General features: G+C 72.6%; 16 protein-coding genes. 1 reads left to right on the forward strand and 15 read right to left on the reverse strand.

What is annotated here, in order from left to right; genetic code table 11:
• The 15 genes from IE237_RS32945 to IE237_RS33015 form a co-directional block, all read right to left on the reverse strand.
• Nucleotides 1-266, reverse strand: a 266-nt coding sequence (locus IE237_RS32945; protein ID WP_189805827.1) for an alpha/beta fold hydrolase, incomplete at its 3' end; no start/stop codon positions are given.
• A 132-nt stretch (nt 267-398) separates the two neighbouring features.
• Nucleotides 399-3,155: an ATP-binding protein gene (locus IE237_RS32950; protein ID WP_189805828.1), complete on the reverse strand. Its 2,757-nt coding sequence runs from the start codon at nt 3,153-3,155 to the stop codon at nt 399-401.
• Nucleotides 3,152-4,039 (reverse strand): carbohydrate ABC transporter permease, encoded by an 888-nt coding sequence (locus IE237_RS32955; protein WP_189805829.1) that lies wholly within the window; start codon nt 4,037-4,039, stop codon nt 3,152-3,154. Before IE237_RS32955 ends, IE237_RS32950 begins: the two co-directional genes overlap by 4 nt.
• The gene (locus IE237_RS32960) at nt 4,036-5,001 is read right to left on the reverse strand and encodes a carbohydrate ABC transporter permease (RefSeq protein ID WP_189805830.1); all 966 of its coding nucleotides are present in this window, start codon (nt 4,999-5,001) and stop codon (nt 4,036-4,038) included. Before IE237_RS32960 ends, IE237_RS32955 begins: the two co-directional genes overlap by 4 nt.
• Complete coding sequence (locus IE237_RS32965; RefSeq protein ID WP_189805831.1) at nt 5,001-6,332, reverse strand: ABC transporter substrate-binding protein; 1,332 nt, start codon at nt 6,330-6,332, stop codon at nt 5,001-5,003. Before IE237_RS32965 ends, IE237_RS32960 begins: the two co-directional genes overlap by 1 nt.
• Nucleotides 6,333-6,447: 115 nt before the next feature.
• Nucleotides 6,448-7,173 (reverse strand): alpha/beta fold hydrolase, encoded by a 726-nt coding sequence (locus IE237_RS32970; RefSeq protein ID WP_189805832.1) that lies wholly within the window; start codon nt 7,171-7,173, stop codon nt 6,448-6,450.
• 47 nt (nt 7,174-7,220) lie between these two features.
• Nucleotides 7,221-7,535 carry a GNAT family N-acetyltransferase gene (locus IE237_RS32975; protein ID WP_189805833.1) on the reverse strand — a complete coding sequence of 105 codons (315 nt, stop codon included), beginning with the start codon at nt 7,533-7,535 and terminating at the stop codon, nt 7,221-7,223.
• A gap of 44 nt (nt 7,536-7,579) precedes the next feature.
• Nucleotides 7,580-8,305, reverse strand: a complete 726-nt coding sequence (locus tag IE237_RS32980) for a GPR1/FUN34/YaaH family transporter (protein ID WP_189805834.1) — start codon at nt 8,303-8,305, stop codon at nt 7,580-7,582.
• A 13-nt stretch (nt 8,306-8,318) separates the two neighbouring features.
• Complete coding sequence (locus IE237_RS32985) at nt 8,319-10,184, reverse strand: amidohydrolase (RefSeq protein WP_370468329.1); 1,866 nt, start codon at nt 10,182-10,184, stop codon at nt 8,319-8,321.
• A gap of 17 nt (nt 10,185-10,201) precedes the next feature.
• Nucleotides 10,202-11,155 (reverse strand): alpha/beta hydrolase, encoded by a 954-nt coding sequence (locus IE237_RS32990; RefSeq protein WP_189805836.1) that lies wholly within the window; start codon nt 11,153-11,155, stop codon nt 10,202-10,204.
• Between the two features lie 39 nt (nt 11,156-11,194).
• Complete coding sequence (locus IE237_RS32995) at nt 11,195-12,016, reverse strand: alpha/beta fold hydrolase (protein ID WP_189805837.1); 822 nt, start codon at nt 12,014-12,016, stop codon at nt 11,195-11,197.
• 109 nt (nt 12,017-12,125) lie between these two features.
• Entirely contained in the window at nt 12,126-13,550 is a 1,425-nt protein-coding gene (locus tag IE237_RS33000) for a dihydrolipoyl dehydrogenase family protein (protein WP_189805838.1), read from the reverse strand.
• A complete protein-coding gene (locus IE237_RS33005) occupies nt 13,550-14,128 on the reverse strand; it encodes a Dps family protein (RefSeq protein WP_189805839.1) in 579 nt (192 codons plus the stop codon). The genes IE237_RS33000 and IE237_RS33005 overlap by 1 nt, the downstream gene beginning before the upstream one ends.
• 90 nt (nt 14,129-14,218) lie before the next feature.
• A complete protein-coding gene (locus IE237_RS33010) occupies nt 14,219-14,728 on the reverse strand; it encodes a DoxX family membrane protein (protein WP_189805840.1) in 510 nt (169 codons plus the stop codon).
• Nucleotides 14,729-14,733: 5 nt separating this feature from the next.
• The gene (locus tag IE237_RS33015; RefSeq protein WP_189805841.1) at nt 14,734-15,396 is read right to left on the reverse strand and encodes a hydrolase; all 663 of its coding nucleotides are present in this window, start codon (nt 15,394-15,396) and stop codon (nt 14,734-14,736) included.
• 427 nt (nt 15,397-15,823) lie between these two features.
• On the opposite strand from IE237_RS33015, the gene IE237_RS33020 reads away from it, so the two are divergent.
• A complete protein-coding gene (locus IE237_RS33020; RefSeq protein ID WP_189805842.1) occupies nt 15,824-16,363 on the forward strand; it encodes a hypothetical protein in 540 nt (179 codons plus the stop codon).
• Nucleotides 16,364-16,431 lie beyond the last annotated feature (68 nt).

A 16,431-nucleotide genomic window follows, 5' to 3' on the forward strand; every position in this document is an offset into this window, starting at 1 on the left:
TCGAGGGTCTCCATCACCGTGTTCAGGTCGGCGGCGAAGGTGTCGTAGTCGTAGCCGGTGGTCGGCTGCGAGGACTGCCCGAAGCCGCGGCGGTCGTACGTGATCACGCGGTAGCCGGCGCCGAGCAGCGCGGCGCTCTGGCGCTCCCAGGAGTGGCCGTCGAGCGGGAAGCCGTGGATGAGGACCACGGGCTGCCCGGCGCCCTGGTCCTCGAAGTACAGCTCGATGGGGGTGGTGTTCTCCTGGCCCACGGTGATGTACGGCATGGGGGTTCCCTCGTTTCGGGTGGACGGGTCCGCGCGTCGGAGCGGCGGGGTGTGCCCGTCACGCTAGGACCGGTCCCGCACCTCGCGTTGTCGTCCCGCGCACCACACCTTGCACGGGGGTGCAGAGGTCGATCAGTCGCCGGTGACCGTTCCGGCGTCGTCCTCCGCGAGGACGATCCGGGCCAGGTGGACCCGGGAGCGCACCGCGAGCTTGCGGAAGATCGACGCGAGATGGGTGTTGACCGTGTGCGGGGAGACGACGAGGGCCTCCGCTGCCGAGCGGTTGGTGTGGCCCGCGGCGATGAGCCGGGCCACCTTGCGTTCCGAGGCCGTGAGCGCGTCCCAGCCCTGGTCGGTGCGCGGCCTGAGGCGTCCGGCACGCTTGCCCGGGCGGCGTGTGGCCCGTTCCAGATCGGCCCGGACCCGGTCGGCCTCGGCGTCGGCCCCGGCCTGGACGTAGAGGTCGTGTGCCCTGGTCAGGGCAGGTGTCGCGGCGGCGTCGCCCGAGGTCAGCAGTGCGCGCCCGAGGTCGGCGGACGCGGCGGCGAGGGCCAGGGGCCGGGGGCCGGTGAGGAGGATGCCCACCGCCCGCTCCAGAAGTTCGTGGTCGGCGTTCACGAGGGCGGTCGCGTGGGCGGCCGTCCCCCGGGCGGTCGGCACGGTGGGGTTGCGCACGGCGTGTTCGGCGGCCTGGGCCGCGAGGTCCTCGGCCAGCTTCCGGTCCCCGCCGCGCAGGGCGATGTGCACGGCCTGGACGACATGCGGGCGCAGGAGCCGCCACCGGCGGAAGGGGTGGTCCCGCTGCACGGACCGGACGAGTTCCGCCGCTGCCGCGTGGTCGCCGTCGGCGTCGGCGACGACGGCCTCGAAGAACCGGTGCGTGGCGTGGTTGCCCGTGTTCGGCCGGTCGGCCACGGTCGCCCGCACGACGTCCAGGTGTTCGCGCACGGCGTCGCGGTCGCCGCGCAGCATCGCGAGGAGGCCGCGGTTGACGCGGAGGTTGACCAGGTTGCCGGGCACATGGAGGTCCGCTTCGAGACGCTCGGCGGTGACGAAGTCGGCGTCCGCGTCGTCGAGTCGGCCGAGCCCCATGTTCAGGGTTCCCTGGGTCCAGATGAGCATGGCGGGGCGCAGGGGGACGTCGCCCGCCGTCCGGAGCAGTCGCCGTACGGCGTCGAAGTCGTCCATGTGGATCAGGGCGACGGCCTCCTCGGGGAGGAAGGCCGAGTCGAAGACGCTCAGTGCCGTGTGGTGTTCGAGGGCGGCGGCGCAGTCGCCCGCGTTGAGCGCGATCTCGCCGAGACCCCACAGAGCGAGGACGCGGGCCTCCCGGTCACCGGCCCGCTCCGCCTCGGCGAGCGCCCGTTCGCCGGTCTCGCGAGCGGCCCCGAGGTCGCTCCCGCGGGACCGGGCCAGGGCCTGCCGGGCGGTCAGCCGGGCCCGGATCGCCGGGTCGGTGACGGCTGCCAGCGCCGTCGTCGTGCGGCGGGTCAGCTCGTGGACGTCGTCGAGGTGCCACAGCGTGTCGCCGAGTACGCACTGCAGCCGGGCGAAGACGTCCAGGGGCGGTTGTCGGGCGAGCAGCGCGTCGCCGGTGTCCCGTGCCTGCGTGTACCGGCCCGCGCGGGTCAGCGCGACGATGGCCCGTGTTCCCACGTCGTACGCCATGGGAGCACGGGGCGGTACGAGTTCCAGGGCCCGTACGGCCAGATCGGCGGCGAGGTCGGGCATCACGGCGATCACGTCCTCGGCGGCTGTGCCGAGCAGTCCGATCGCCTCCATGTCGCCGGGTTCGGCGCTCTTCAGCAGATGCGGGACCGCGTCGGCGGAGCTCCGGCCCGCCGCGACGAGACGGCTCGCGGCCTCCCGGTGCAGTGCCCGGCGTACGGAGGGGGCGAGGTCGGCGTACACCGCCTGGCGGAGCAGGTCGTGGCGGAACAGGAGGCGTTCGCCGTCGTCGTGGAGGAGGGCGGCCGCGATCGCCTCGTCCACTTCGGCGCTGAGTCCGGAGGCGGAACGGCCGCACAGGGCGGCGGCGTCGGCGAGCGAGAACGCGCGGCCGAGGACCGAGCCGATCCGCAGGAAGTGCAGGGTGTCCGGCCGGAGGTCGGCCAGTCGGCCGCGCACGCCGAGGACCAGCCGCTCGGGCGGCTCCGGCCCGTCCGCGCCCGTCGCCGTGATGCCCGAGAGCATCTCGGCCGCGAGGAAGGGGTTGCCGCCCGCCCCGTCGAGAAGCTCCCCGACCCGCGCCGGCACGTCCCCGCCGAGGACGTCCCGTGCCAGTTCGGCCAGGGCCGTCTCGGACAGCGGCCGCAGAGGGAGGGTCGTCGTCAGCGGCCCCTGCCCGTAGAGCTCCGGGTCCTCCCTGCTCGTGAGCAGCCAGAGGACCGGGGAGCTGAGCAGCCGTGCCGGCAGGACGCTCAGGGCGAACCGGCTGAGCGGGTCGGCCCATTGGACGTCGTCGACCGCGATCAGTACGGGCCTGCCCGCCGAGCGCTCCTCGATCAGCTGGGCGAGCCGTTCGACGAGCCAGATGCGCTGGTCGTGGTGGCCGGCGAGGTCCGCGAGGTCCGTGCCGGAGAGCAGCGGCGGGTCACCGTGCAGGAGGCCGGAGGCCAGCGAGGCGAGCGGCGCCAGTTCGTGCAGTTCCTCGGCCCGTCCATGGCTGACGAGGAATCCGTGGGCCCGCGCACGCGAGACGGCCTCCTGGAGCAGCGCGGTCTTCCCGATCCCGGGCTCGCCCAGGAGGAGCGCGATCGCTCCTCCCTCGCCGCCGCGCACCGTCTCGGCCAGGGCGCGCAGCCGATCCAGTTCGGCTTCGCGGCCCCGCAGCCCGGGCCTGCTCAGCTCCGTCGCCGTGCCCTCTTCCTCGGGCCGGTCGGGGCTCATCCCTTGACCGATCCGGCGAGCAGTCCCCGTGCGAAGTGCCGCCGGAGGGAGAAGAAGACGAGCAGCGGGACGAGCGCCGCCACGAAGGCTCCCGCGGTGAGTCGCTGCCACTCGTTGCCGTAGGTCCCGGCCATGCTCGCCAGTCGGACCGTCATGGGCGCGGTCTCGGCCGTTCCGCCCGACAGTGTCAGGGCCACGAGGAGGTCGTTCCACACCCAGATGAACTGGATGACGGCGAAGCCGACCAGCGCCGGGCGGGCCTGCGGCAGGACGATCCGGAGCAGCAGCGTCCCGTGCGACGCGCCGTCGACGCGGGCGGCCTCGATCAGGTCCCGGGGCAGCCCGGCCAGGAAGTTGTGCAGGAGGAACACCGCGAACGGCAGCGCGAAGGCCGTGTGGGCGAACCAGACCTGGCCGAACCGCGCGGGACCGGTGAGGTGCCACGCGGGCAGGAACAGCCAGCCCTGGGAGAAGAGCTTCAGGAGCGGGACGAGTGCCATCTGGAGCGGCACGGCCTGGAGCGCGAAGATGCCGACGACGAGCGCGTCGCGCCCCCTGAAGTCGATCCAGGCCAGGGCGTACGCCGCGAGGAAGGCCAGGACGAGCGGGAACAGCACCGAGGGAACGGTGATGACGACGGAGTTGACGAAGTACTCCGCGAGCCGCCCCGCCCCGTTCCCGCCGCCGGAGAGCACATCGCCGTAGTTGTCGAGCGTGAGGTGCGGCGTACCGAACAGGGTCCACCAGCCCGTCGTCCTGATCTCGTCCTCGGGACGGAACGAGGAGAGCAGGACACCGAGGGTCGGCGTCGTCCAGAGGACCGCGATCACCACGGCGACCCCTGTGAAGGCGCGGGAGGTCAGACGCTCCCGGACGCCGTTCACCCCGTCCTCCGCTGCGCCCGGACCTGGTGGGCCACGAAGGGGGTGACGAGGAGGAAGAGGAGCACGGCGAGCGCCGCGCCGCGGCCCGTCTCGCCGTAGCGGAAGGCCTGGTCGTACATCTCGTGGGCGAGGACGCCCGTGTCGAACTGTCCGCCGGTCGTGGTCTTGACGATGTCGAAGGCCTTGAAGGTGCCGATCCCCTGGGCGAGGAGCACGACGAGCAGCGTGGGCCTGATCGACGGCAGGGTGATCCGCCGGAAGATCTGCCGGGGGGACGCGCCGTCGAGCCGGGCGGCCTCGGTCAGCTCCGCGGGTACGGCCCTGATCGCGGCGGCCAGCAGGACGGCCGCGAAGCCCGCCTGCGTCCACACCATCGCCACGATGAGGAACAGGACGTTCCAGGGGGAGTCCACGAGCCACTGCCTCGGTTCGCCGCCGAGCGCGACGACGAACTGGTTCAGCAGCCCGATCTGCCCGGCTTCCGCGGGACGGTAGGCGTAGACGAACTTCCAGACGACACCCGCGCCGACGAAGGAGATCGCCATCGGCGTCAGGACGAGGGACAGCGCGAACGCTCTGAACCGCGACCGTGCGACGGCCGCCGCGTAGAGCAGACCGACCGCGGTCGACGCCGGCGGCACGAGGACCACCCACGCCAGGGTGTTGCGCAGCGCCACCAGCGCCCGGTGGTCGGTGAACATCCACACGTAGTTGTCGAGGCCGGCCCATGTGCCGCCCCCGCCGTCGGTGAACGACAGCGCCAGAGTGCGCAGACCGGGCAGGACGAGACCGACCGCGAGCAGCAGCAGCGCGGGGGCCAGCAGGATCAGGGCCGCGGCCCTCCTCCGCACCGGCCCCCGGTGCAGTGCGAGCAGGATCAGGGCGACCACCGCCGCGAAGGCGGCGACACCCTGGAACAGGTACAGCAGCTTGGGCTGCTGGGCGACGGCGTCGAACGACATCAGTGGCTCGGCCAGGACCGTTCGACGGACTCGGCGACCTGCCGGGTGCTCGCGCCGCCGATCCAGTCGACGGCCCCCTTCCAGAACGTCCCGGCGCCGACCGACGCCGGCATCAGGTCCGAACCGTCGAACCTGAACTGTGTCCGGGGGTCCTGGAGCAGCTGGATCGAGAGCCGGTCGACGGGGGTCGCGGCGTTCTCCGGATCCACGCCCCTGTGCGCCGAGACGAACGGGCCCTTCTTCATCCGCGCGTTCGCGAAGTCCGCGGAGGCCAGGTACTCCTGGAACGCCCGCACCTCGGGACGGTCGGCGAACGCCGCGGTGAAGACCCCGCCGCCCAGTACAGGGCGGCTTGCCGGGTCGGCCCCTGGCAGGAGGAAGGCGTAGACGTCCTTGTCCGGTCCGATCTCGGTGCCCTTCGGCCACATGTCGGCGTAGAACGAGGCCTGGCGGTGCATCGCGCAGTCGCCGGAGAGGACCGGTGTGCCGGCCTCCTGGAAGGAGATCGATGCCATCGACCGGGCCGGACCGAAACCGCCGTTGGCGTACCGGTCGTTCTTGAGGATGGACCCCACGGTGTCCATGGCCTTGATCACACGGGGGTCGTCGAACGGGATCTCGTGGGCGACCCACTGGTCGTAGACGTGCGCGCCCTGCTGGCGGAGCAGGACGTCCTCGATCCAGTCCGTCACGGGCCAGCCGGTGGCCTCGGCGGACTCGATGCCCGCGCACCACGGCCTGACGCCCGACGACGCGACCTTCTCGGTCACGGCCGTCAGCTCGGTCCATGTGCGGGGAACGCTCAGGCCCCGGTCGCGGAAGAACTTCGGGGAGTACCAGACGAACGACTTCACGTTCGCGACGAGTGGCGTGCCGTAGAGGGTGCCGTCCACGGTCGCGTAGCTGTTCCAGTCCGCCGACCAGCCCTGCTTGGCGAGGGCCGCGACCCCGGCGCTCACGGGCTTCAGTCTCCCTGTCCGCGCGAAGCGCTCCAGAAGACCGGGCTGGGGGAAGAAGGCGAGGTCGGGCGCGTGCCCGCCGTCGACCCGGACCTGGATCTGCGCCTCGAACTCCCCGTCCCCCTCGTACTGGACGTCGATTCCCGTGCAGTCCGCGAAGTCCGCCCAGGTCTCTTCGAACAGATCGGCCTCCCGGTCCCGGTTCTCCGCGTAGACGGTGACCTCGGTGCCGGGGTGCTTGCCGTACCGGGCGTACGGTGCGCAGTCCGCGGTGGTGTGCGAGCGCGAACCGCCGTCCTGCGGGGTGGCGCAGGCGGTGGCGGTGACGGCGAGGGTGATGACGGCGAGCGCGAGCCTCGCGCCGAACCTCATGGGTGTGCTTCCTCCGATCGCCCGCCGCATGTTCTCGGCGGGCGTTTCGGAAAGCTACAGCGTTCGAACGACAGAGACCAATCGTTCGATGTTCAAGCGTCGGATCGGGGTGGGATCAGTGCCCCGTGGACCGGGCCGCGTCCATGATCAGCTCCGCCACGGCCTTGGGCTGGGCCAGCATGACCAGGTGCGAGGAGTCGACCTCGACGGTGGTCATGCCGGCCCGCCGGTAGCCGAAACGCTCCACGTCGGGGTTGATCGTGCGGTCGGCGGAGGCCACCAGGCCCCACGAGGGCTTGGTCTTCCACGCCGCGACCGGCGCCGCCTCCGAGAAGGCCCGCGCGGCCAGGGGGCGCTGGGAGACGGCGAGCACCGCGGCGAGGTCGGGGTCGACGTCAGCCGCGAACAGGGCGGGGAACCGGTCGATCGCCACCGAGACGTCGGTGCCGGTCTCGCTGGAGCCGGCCACCGGGAACGGGGTGTGGACGAGCGCGTCGGCGAGACCGGAGTCGGGGAAGCGGCCCTGCAGTTCGCCCAGGCTCTCGCCCTCCTCGAGCGCGTATGCCGCGAGGTACACCAGGGCGCGGACGTTGTCCTCCGTACCGGCGAGGGTGATGACGGCGCCGCCGTAGGAGTGCCCCACCAGGATCACGGGGCCTTCGACGGCACGGACCACGGAGGCGATGTACGCGGCGTCGTCGACGAGGCTGCGGTTGGGCACCGCCGGGGCTATCACCTCCAGGCCGGCGGCGGTCAGCTCGGGGATGACGCGGGCGAAGCCGGAGGCGTCGGCGAAGGCGCCGTGGACCAGGACGACGGTGGGGCGGGCGTGTCGCGCCATGAAGGAACTCCTCGGAGTATGGACGGGGAAGGCGGGGGTGGGGTGGTTCACAGGCCGAAGCGGGGGCGGCGCGCCTCGGGCACCAGGTCGGCGTACTCGGGGTGCTTGCCGATCCAGCCCCGGATGAAGGGGCAGTACGGCAGGACGCGCAGCCCGCGGACCCGGGCGTCGTCGAGGGCGCCGCGGGCGAGCAGGCCGCCCAGGCCGCGGCCGGCGAACCGGGGATCGGTCTCGGTGTGGATGAAGGCGATCTCGCCGTCCGAGAGGTGGTACTCGGCGAAGCCCGCGGTCTCGGTGCCGTCGTCGCCGGCGAGGATCTCGTACCGGGACTTCTCGGGCCGGTCGGTCACTCGGGGTTCCATGGGTGCTCCTGTGCGGTCGTGTGTGACGGGGGCGGTGGCTGCGGTCAGAGGGTGCGGCGGACGCCCGCCTGGCGTTCCAGGTTGCGGAGCTGGACGGCGAGGTCGCCTTCGACGGCGAGGTGGGCGGGGCCGCTGCGGCCGATGGGCAGGACCTGCTCGCTGCGCATGTCCTCGAGCATCAGGGCGAACGCCGTGTACATCGCGACGACCGCCACCAGCAGGCCGAGCGCCCCGGACGTGCGCGTCAGCCATTCGGCGCCGGTGACGCCCGCGAGGCCGGTGGCCGCCCAGCGGGGCAGGGACACCGCGAGGACGAGCCACAGCGCCCGCTTGGGCCCGGTCACGGCGGTCATCAGCGCTCCGAAGCAGAGGAGTGCCAGGTTGAAGACGCCGAGGACCTTCAGGCCGTCGGCCGCGCCGCTGAGCATGATGAGCGAGTAGGGCAACCAGCTGCCGGCGAACACCGCCATCAGGGTCGCCGCGATCACGTCACGGGCGCCGAAGGCCAGGAAGCTGACCAGGAGTTGGAGGACGAAGGCGGGCAGCACGGTGTAGGCGACGGCGGCCCGGGCCTCCTCCCCGAGGATCCCGAGCTGGAGGCATCCCGTCATCACGGACGCGATGGCGATCGTGAAGAAGCCGAGCGGCATGGGTGAGGCGATGGGGCGCAGGTTGATCCGTGTCATCGACCGGAGGTCCGGCTCGAAACGGCGTCCGGGCGGGGCGTCCGGGGCGTCGTCTCCGTCGGCGACCGGGGCGGCTGTACTCATCGTGTGGTCTCTTTCAGTGTTCGAAGCAGGGGTCGACGAACGACGGCTGTGTGTCGGGGACGGAGCCGCGCGCGACGCGCCACCGGCGGTGCTGCTCGGACTCGGCGACGGCCTCGGCCACGAGCGAGGCCTGACGGGCACCGCTCTGGTAGCCGCCGAAGTGGGCCACGGGACTCCACTCGGGGGTCACCGGCGGCACAGCCTCGTCGAGACCCTCGTACTCGGCCGTCGCGTAGACGATGCGGCCGCCGACGACGGTGAGGAGGGACTCGATGTCGGGGATGACGTCCTCGGGCACGGTGAGGTAGTCGTCGGACAGGATCGCGAGGTCACCGTACGAGCCTTCCCGCAGGGTTCCCTTGACGTCCTGCTCGCCGGTGAGCTGCGCTCCGCCCCGGGTGTAGAGGCCGAGGGCGGTCTCCCGGTCGAGCAGGTTCCCCGCCGGACGGAGCGCGGTGCCGCCGACGGTGCGTCCGGTGACCAGCCAGTGGAGCGCGACCCACGGGTTGTACGAGGAGACGCGGGTGGCGTCGGTGCCGGCGGCGACCGTCAGGCCGCGGTCGAGCATGGCCCGGACCGGCGGGGTGTGGGCGGCGGCCTCGGCGCCGTACCGGTCGCGGAAGGCCGTGCCCTGGAAGGACATGCGGTTCTGGACGGAGACGGCGCCGCCGAGGGCAGCGATCCGGTCGAGGCTGCCTGCCGAGACGGTCTCGGCGTGGTCGAAGAGCCAGCGGTTGCCTCCGGGGAAGAGCCCTTCCGACGCGAGCTTCTCGAAGACGGCCAGGTCGCGGCGGATCGTCTCGTCGTAGGTCGCGTGGAGGCGGAAACCCCAGCCGTTCTCGAGCAGGAGCCGTACGGCGCTCTCGAACTCGGTCTCGTAGCCCGCGGCGAGCTCGGGCCGGGGCTCGGAGAAGTTCTCGAAGTCGGCGGCGGCCCAGGTCAGGTTCTCACCCGCGCCGTTCAGCCGGAGCCACTCGTCCCCGTCCCCGGGCTTGACCATCTCGGTCCAGCGCTTCAGGTCGGCGAGTTCCTGCCCGGCCGTCTGCGGGAAGAGGTGGTAGGCGATCCGGAGGGTCAGCTCCCCCGACCTGGCGAGGTCGGTGACCGTCGCGTAGTTGTCGGGGAAGTTCTGGAAGCCGCCGGCGGCGTCGACCGCGGACGTCAGTCCGAAGCGGTTCAGCTCGCGCAGGAAGTGCCGCGTCGAGGTCCGCTTGTCGGCCTCGTCGAGGGCCGGCGCCTTGGCCAGCGTCGAGTACAGGACGAGAGCGCTCGGCGCGGCGAGAAGGACGCCGTTGGGTTCGCCGTCCCGGCCCCGGACGATCTGCCCGCCTCGGGGGTCGGGGGTATCCCGGGTGAACCCGGCCGCCTTGACCGCGGCCCGGTTCATCAGGGCCGACTGGTACAGGTGCAGGACGAACACCGGAGTGTCGGGGGCGGCGGCGTTCAGCTCGGCGACGGTCGGCATCCGGCGCTCGGCGAACTGCTCGGCGGTCCAGCCGCCCACCACCCGGATCCACTGCCCCTTCGGTGTGCGGCCGACCTGCTCGCGCAGCATCGCGAGGGCGTGGCGGAGGCTTCGTACACCGTCCCAGCACAGCTCCAGGACGTAGTTGAGGCCGCCCCGGATGACGTGCAGGTGCGAGTCGTTCAGGCCCGGGATCACCCGTCGGCCCAGCGCGTCGACGACCCTGGTCCCCGGCCCGACGAGGTGGGCGAGGTCGTGGTCGTCGCCGAGGGCCGCGATCCGGCCGTCGCGGATCGCAACGGCACGGGCCTCGGGGCGGTCGGAGTCACCGGTGAAGACCTTGGCGTTACGGACGAGGAGGTCGGCGTGCTCGTGTTCCCGCCGCGGCGCGGGAACGAGGCCCGCGACCGGCATGCTCATGGAGGGCCCGGTCATGCGAGGGCCTTGCGCAGGATGTCGACGGCGACGCCGATGGCGAGCTCGGCGCCGTGCGTCTCGCGCAGCGCGTTCAGCATCACGAAGTCGTGGATGACGCCCTGGACGCGCAGGGCGGTGACGGGGACGCCCGCGGCCCGCAGCTTCGCCGCGTACGCCTCGCCCTCGTCGCGCAGGACGTCGGCCTCCGCGGTGATGACGAGGGCGGGCGGCAGGCCGGTGAGCTGTTCGGCGGTGGCGCGCAGCGGCGAGGCCGTGATCTGCGCGCGCTCCGCATCCTCGGTCGTGTACTGGTCCCAGAACCACTTCATGGCGTCGCGGCGCAGGAAGTAGCCCTCGGCGAACTGGTGGTAGGAGTCGGTGTCGAAGCTCGCGTCCGTGACCGGGTAGAAGAGGACCTGCTGGACGAGCGTGACGTCGCCGCGCTGCTTGGCCATGAGGGTGAGGGCGGCGGTCATGTTGCCGCCGACGGAGTCGCCGGCCACGGCGATCCGGGTGCCGTCGAGGTCCTTGTGGTGCCCCTCGCGGGCGACCCACTGGGCGACGCTGTAGTTCTGCTCGATCGCGACGGGGTACCGCGCCTCGGGCGACAGGTCGTACTCGGGGAAGACCACGGCCGCCCCGGTGCCGACGGCGAGTTCGCGGACGAGCCGGTCGTGGGTGTGGGCGTTGCCGAAGACCCAGCCCGCGCCGTGGATGTAGAGGAGGACGGGGAGCGGGCCGGTGGCGCCGCGGGGGCGGACGATCCGGGCGCGGACGTCGCCGGTCGGGCCGCCGTGGACGGTGATCCACTCCTCGTCGACGTCCGGCAGGGCGACGCCCTCACCGTTCTGGACGTCGTCCACGGCCTTACGTCCTTCGGCGACGGGAATCTGGTAGAGGTACGGCGGCTGGGCGGTGGCGTCGGCGAAGGCCTGGGCGGCGGGTTCGAGGACCGGACGGTTCTTCATGAGGAGCTCTCCTTCAGGGGATGTACGCGGGTCGGAGCGTCAGCGGGTCGCCCGCACGGCGGCGAGGATCACGTGGGTGACCACGGCCGGGCGGGAGACCGCCACTGCATGGGACGCGTCCACTTCGGTGATGTGCGAACCGGCACGCCGGGCCATCCACCGTTCGGCGGCGGCCGGGATGTTCTTGTCCGCGGTGGCGATCAGCGCCCAGGACGGGATCGTCCTCCAGGCCGCCTCGCCGGCCTTCTCCTCCAGCGCGGCGGTGGCGACCGGGCGCTGGGTCGCGGCCATGACCGCCGCTTCGGCGGCGGGTACGTCGGCGGCGAACTGTCCGTGGAACCTGGCTCGTTCGATGACGAGTTCGGTGCCGGTGCCACCGCCTGGCAGCGGGTACGACCGCGGGTTCACGGTGTCGCCGAGGGTGGAGCCCGGGAACTTGGCGGCGAGACCGGCCGCGCTCTCCCCCTTGTCCGGGGTGAACGCGGCGATGTAGACGAGGGCCTTCACACGGCTGTTGCCCACTGCGGCGCCGCTGATGACGGCGCCGCCGTAGGAGTGGCCGACCAGGACGACGGGCCCGTCGACGGCGGCCAGCACGCCGCGCAGGTAGGCGGTGTCCGCGGCGAGACCGCGCAGCGGGTTGGCGGGCGCCAGGACGGGGTAGCCGGCGTGCTGCAGCCGCCGGATCGTGCCGCTCCAGCTGGAGGCGTCCGCGAACGCTCCGTGGACCAGGACGATCGTCGGCTTGGGGTCGTGCCGGTCGGTGTCGGCCGCGGCCGGGTGGCTCGCCGGTGCGGCGCCGATCAGGGCGGCCAGCGTGGCGGGCAGGGCGAGGGCGAGGGTGCGCCTCGTGAGCTGCATGGGTGGGTGTCTTCCTTGTCGGGTGGGGAAGCGTGGGGGTGTGCTCGGTCGAGCGGGGGGTGCGCCGGCCGGGCGGACGGGACCCGGGTCGGGAGAAGGGGAGCAGGCCTCAGAGGCCGTACGCCTCCAGGAGCCGGAGCCAGACCTCGCTCACCGTCGGGAAGGCGGGCACGGCGTGCCACAGGCGCTCCAGAGGGACCTCACCCACGATGGCCACGGTGGCCGTGTGGATGAGTTCGGTCGCCATCGGACCGGTGAGCGTGCAGCCGACGACGACCCCTCGGGTCTCGTCGACGACGAGCTTCGCGAGGCCGCGGTAGTCGTCCGCGTGGAGTGCGGCACCTGCGACGTCGTCGATGCGGTACTCCACCGCGCGTACCGCGAGGCCCGCTTCGCGTGCGGCGCGTTCCGTGAGACCGACGCTCGCGACCTCGGGACGGGTGAAGACGGCCTGCGGGACGGCGACGTGGTCGGCTTCCGCGCTCCACGGCTGCCGGCCTCCGGTGACGGCCGGGCGCCCCGCGGCTCGCTCGGCGATCGCCGCCGCGCAGGCGCGGGCCTGGTACTTGGCCATGTGGGTCAGCGGCGCACGGTGGTTCACGTCGCCGACGGCGTAGAGCCAGTCGCCCTCGACCGCGGTGACCCGACAGGTGTCGTCGACCGGAAGCCAGTCGCCGACGGGCAGTCCGACGGTCTGCAGGCCGAGGTCGGCCGTGCGCGGGCGACGGCCCACGGCGGCGAGGACCTCGTCGCAGACCAGGACGGTGCCGTCGTCGGTCTCCACGGTCACGGTACGAGTGGTCCCGTCACGGGCGACCCGGACGGCCGACACCCCGAAGCGGATCGTGACGCCCAGATCGCCCAGCCCCCGGGTGACCTCTTCGCCGGCGCACGGCTCCCAGCCGGTGAGCAGGGCCTGGTCGCGGACGAGGAGCGTGACGGAGGCGCCGAGCGAGCGCCACGCGGTGGCCATCTCGCAGGCCACCACTCCCCCGCCGATGACGACGAGCCGTGCGGGCACCGCGTCGGCGGTGGTGGCCTGCCGGTTGGTCCAGACGCCGATCCGGTCGAGCCCTTCGACCGGTGGGAGCGCGGGCTCCGTGCCGGTGCAGACCACGACCGCGCGCCGGGCCCCCAGGGTGCGGACCGTGCCGTCGGCCCCGGTCACCTCCACCCGGCGCTCGCCGGCGAGCCGCCCGTGCCCCCGTACGAGCGCGACGCCCGCACCGTCGAGCCAGTCGGCCTGGCCGGTGTCGTCGCCCCGCCCGGTGAAGCGGTCTCGGCGGGCCAGGACGCGCGCCGGGTCGAGTGCCGTCGTGACCGCCTGCCGGGCCCCGTCGACCGAGCGGGCCTCCGCCCGAGCGGCGCCGGGCCGCAGCAGGGCCTTGCTCGGCACGCACGCGCGGTAGGAGCACTCGCCGCCGACCGCCTCGGCCTCGACGACGACGGCGGTCAGCCCTGCGCCGACGGCGCGGCCGGCGACGACCTCGCCGGCCGGTCCGCCGCCGACCACGACGACGTCGTACGTGTCCATCAGCCGTGCACCAGAGGGGTGTCCACGAGGTGCTCGGCCAGGAACCACACCTGCGCCTCGCCGGTGCGGATGACGTCGGAGACGAGCAGGTCGGCGCTGCCCTCGTCGCCCTCCTGGGAGAGCCGGGCGGCGGCATCGCGGGTGTCGATCAGGATCCGCTCGTGCGCGTCGAGGAGCCGCGAAAGCATGACGGGCACCGGCTCCACGCCGTCCGGCGGACGGGGGATCGCCGTCAGCTCCGCTACGTGGCGCGGGTCGCCGACGGCGACGCCGCCGAGGCTCTGGATCCGCTCGGCCAGCGCGTCCACGATGGCCAGTTGGGCCTCCGCGTGCTTGTCGAGCATCAGGTGGAGCGAGTAGAAGGTCGCCCCGCGCATGAGCCAGTGGTGCTTCTTGTAGAGGGAGTGGAGGATCTGCGTGTCGGCGAGGACGCGGTTGAGCCGCTGGCAGGCGTACATGCGGGTGTCGTGGCCGAGGCCGATCGGCAGCTGCTTGAGCGTGCCGAACGCCTGGGTCTCGGCGCCCTTCTGGTGCAGCAGCGGCTGGCCGCCGCCGTGCGGGGTCGTGAGGGTGTCCATCGAGTGCTCCTGATGGGGAAGGGGTGGGAAGGGCCCGGCCGCCCGGTCGGGGGTGCACGAGCGACCGGACCCGGTCTGTGCGGCGCGCGCTCAGCGCTCGGCGATCGCAGGGGCGGAGGGAGTCCGGTGCAGGACGAGCCGGGTGAGGAGGCCGCTGCCGAGACCGGCCACGAGGGCGAGGGCGGCCCACCACAGCGGGTACGGCGTGAGGCCGAGGACCGCGTCGAGGGACCAGGCGCCGGGCCCTGTGGCGGCGAGGGCGGCGGCGGTGCCGATGAGGACGAGCGGGTACTCGTACCCGTCGTTCTGCACCCAGAGGCCGTGGCGCCACTTCACGGTGAGGGCGACGGTCATGACGCCGATGGCGCCGGTCGCGGCGAGCGGGGTCAGGAGGCCGGCGGCGAGCAGCAGGCCGGAGCCGATCTGACCACCACCCGCCGCCAGAGCGGTGAGGACACCGCCTCGGAAGCCGTCGGCGCGGAACTCCGCGGTGCCGCCCTCGAGTCCCTTGCCGCCCAGGTGCGAGCTGACCTTCTGCACACCATGGCCGGCGACGAGCAGTCCCACCAGCAGACGCAGGATCAGAATGCCGGTGTCCACAGGGGTCAGCCGGCCGCGTGCGCGCCGATGACCGACTGCGCGTACACGACGCCCAGGCCGTACGCGCCCGCGTGGGCCTTGACGATCTCCATGACGTCGCCGTACGTCTCCTGGCGCGCCCAGTCGCGCTGCAGCTCCAGAAGGACCTGGACCCAGGTCACCGGGACGGCACCGGCGGCGATCATGCGCTGCAGCGCGTGCTCGTGGGCGGCCGGGCTGACACCACCGGAGGCATCGGTGACGACGTACACCTCGTAGCCCTGCTCGAGCGCCGAGAGCGCGGGCAGCACCAGGCAGACCTCGGTCCACAGACCCGACAGGACGATCTTCTTACGACCGGTCGCCTTGACCGCCGCGACGAGCGCCTCGTCCTCCCAGGCGTTCATGGTCGTGCGGTCGATGATCTCGTTCTTGGGGAACACCTCGGCGAGCTGCGGCAGCAGGGGGCCCGAGAAGGACTCGGCGGCGACCGTGGTCAGGACGGCCGGAACGTCGAACGCCTTGGCCGCCTTGGCGAGACCCACGGTGCTGTTGATGATCGCGGCGCGGTCGCCGCTGCCGGTGCCGAAGAACATCTGCGGCTGGTGGTCCACGAAGAGCATGACCGCGTTGTCGGGCGTGAGCAGGTCCTTGCTCGGAGCGGCCTGCACCTTGTCGATGTCGAACATGAGGGGTCCTTTCGAAGCCATGGGTAGCGTGCCCACCGCGTCCGCGACGTGGCACTTCTTCAAGCTACGAGCGACCCGACCGACCGAGTTGACCTCCTGCGCCCAGGGGTTGGCACGACAGCGCACAACCGGTCGAGGACGCGAGCCGTGCAGTCTCAGCGGCGCGCACGAGGCAAGGCCAGGGGCACTCCGATGTGATCGCGCAGAGGACTGCCGCGGTTCAGCCTCGCTCGGCCTGGGGCGCGGGCCGCAAGCCGGACTTCCCCGAACCCGAGCACCGCTGATCCCACCGCCCCCGGGCCATCGCCGGGGGCGGTGGCCCTTCCGAGGGCTGGGACGTGCGCCACACCGGCTTGACGTGCACACGGGCGGCACTTAGCTTCGCCTTACCTAATTTACGCCGTCCATACGTCGGGAAGATCACCGCATGTCCAGAACCGCGCAGGAGCTCACTCCTTCCTGGCTCCTCACCGCTCTCGGGCTCGCCGCCACCACGGTCATAGCGGCGGCCAGCTGGACCGCGGGACACGTCCACGCCGACGCCTCCCTCCTGACCGTGGCCCGTTTCCTGCACGTCGCCTTCCTCGTCGTCGGGCTGGGCTCGGTGCTGGCCGTCGACTGGTTCGCCGTGCTCTGGCTGACCGGGAAGCGGCCCCTGGCCGGCGTCCTCGACACGGCCGTCGCCCTCCAGACGCCGATCTGGGTCGGCCTGGGCGGGCTCGTCGTCTCCGGGCTCTTCCTCCGCCCCGACCTCCACTCCCCGCTGACCCTGGTCAAGCTGGGCCTCGTCGTCGCCGTCACCCTCAACGGCCTCTGGGCCCACCGGCTCGGCCAGCTCCTGGAGACCCACCGCGACGGCACCGTCCCGCGCCGGCTGCTGGTCCTCTCGGGCCTTGCCGCGACCGTCAGCCAGACCGGCTGGTGGGGTGCCTGCCTCATCGGCTTCGTCAACAGCCAGGGGGCATGAGCGGGCGGGACCGGCCACGGCGACCCCGTTCCGACCGGCCCTCAGGCCTCGGCACCCACCCCCGTTTT

The organism is Streptomyces tanashiensis (genome assembly GCF_014648895.1).
GTDB lineage: Bacteria > Actinomycetota > Actinomycetes > Streptomycetales > Streptomycetaceae > Streptomyces > Streptomyces tanashiensis.

Bases quoted from the DNA above. Each gene is read 5' to 3' on its own strand.
- IE237_RS33005 (WP_189805839.1), bottom strand. From the start codon at position 14,128: ATGGACACCCTCACGACCCCGCACGGCGGCGGCCAGCCGCTGCTGCAC.
- IE237_RS32985 (WP_370468329.1), bottom strand. From the start codon at position 10,184: ATGCCGGTCGCGGGCCTCGTTCCCGCGCCGCGGCGGGAACACGAGCAC.
- IE237_RS33015 (WP_189805841.1), bottom strand. From the start codon at position 15,396: ATGTTCGACATCGACAAGGTGCAGGCCGCTCCGAGCAAGGACCTGCTC.
- IE237_RS32995 (WP_189805837.1), bottom strand. From the start codon at position 12,016: ATGCAGCTCACGAGGCGCACCCTCGCCCTCGCCCTGCCCGCCACGCTG.
- IE237_RS33000 (WP_189805838.1), bottom strand. From the start codon at position 13,550: ATGGACACGTACGACGTCGTCGTGGTCGGCGGCGGACCGGCCGGCGAG.
- IE237_RS32970 (WP_189805832.1), bottom strand. From the start codon at position 7,173: ATGGCGCGACACGCCCGCCCCACCGTCGTCCTGGTCCACGGCGCCTTC.
- IE237_RS32980 (WP_189805834.1), bottom strand. From the start codon at position 8,305: ATGAGTACAGCCGCCCCGGTCGCCGACGGAGACGACGCCCCGGACGCC.
- IE237_RS32975 (WP_189805833.1), bottom strand. From the start codon at position 7,535: ATGGAACCCCGAGTGACCGACCGGCCCGAGAAGTCCCGGTACGAGATC.
- IE237_RS32965 (WP_189805831.1), bottom strand. From the start codon at position 6,332: ATGAGGTTCGGCGCGAGGCTCGCGCTCGCCGTCATCACCCTCGCCGTC.
- IE237_RS32960 (WP_189805830.1), bottom strand. From the start codon at position 5,001: ATGTCGTTCGACGCCGTCGCCCAGCAGCCCAAGCTGCTGTACCTGTTC.
- IE237_RS32990 (WP_189805836.1), bottom strand. From the start codon at position 11,155: ATGAAGAACCGTCCGGTCCTCGAACCCGCCGCCCAGGCCTTCGCCGAC.
- IE237_RS33020 (WP_189805842.1), top strand. From the start codon at position 15,824: ATGTCCAGAACCGCGCAGGAGCTCACTCCTTCCTGGCTCCTCACCGCT.
- IE237_RS32950 (WP_189805828.1), bottom strand. From the start codon at position 3,155: ATGAGCCCCGACCGGCCCGAGGAAGAGGGCACGGCGACGGAGCTGAGC.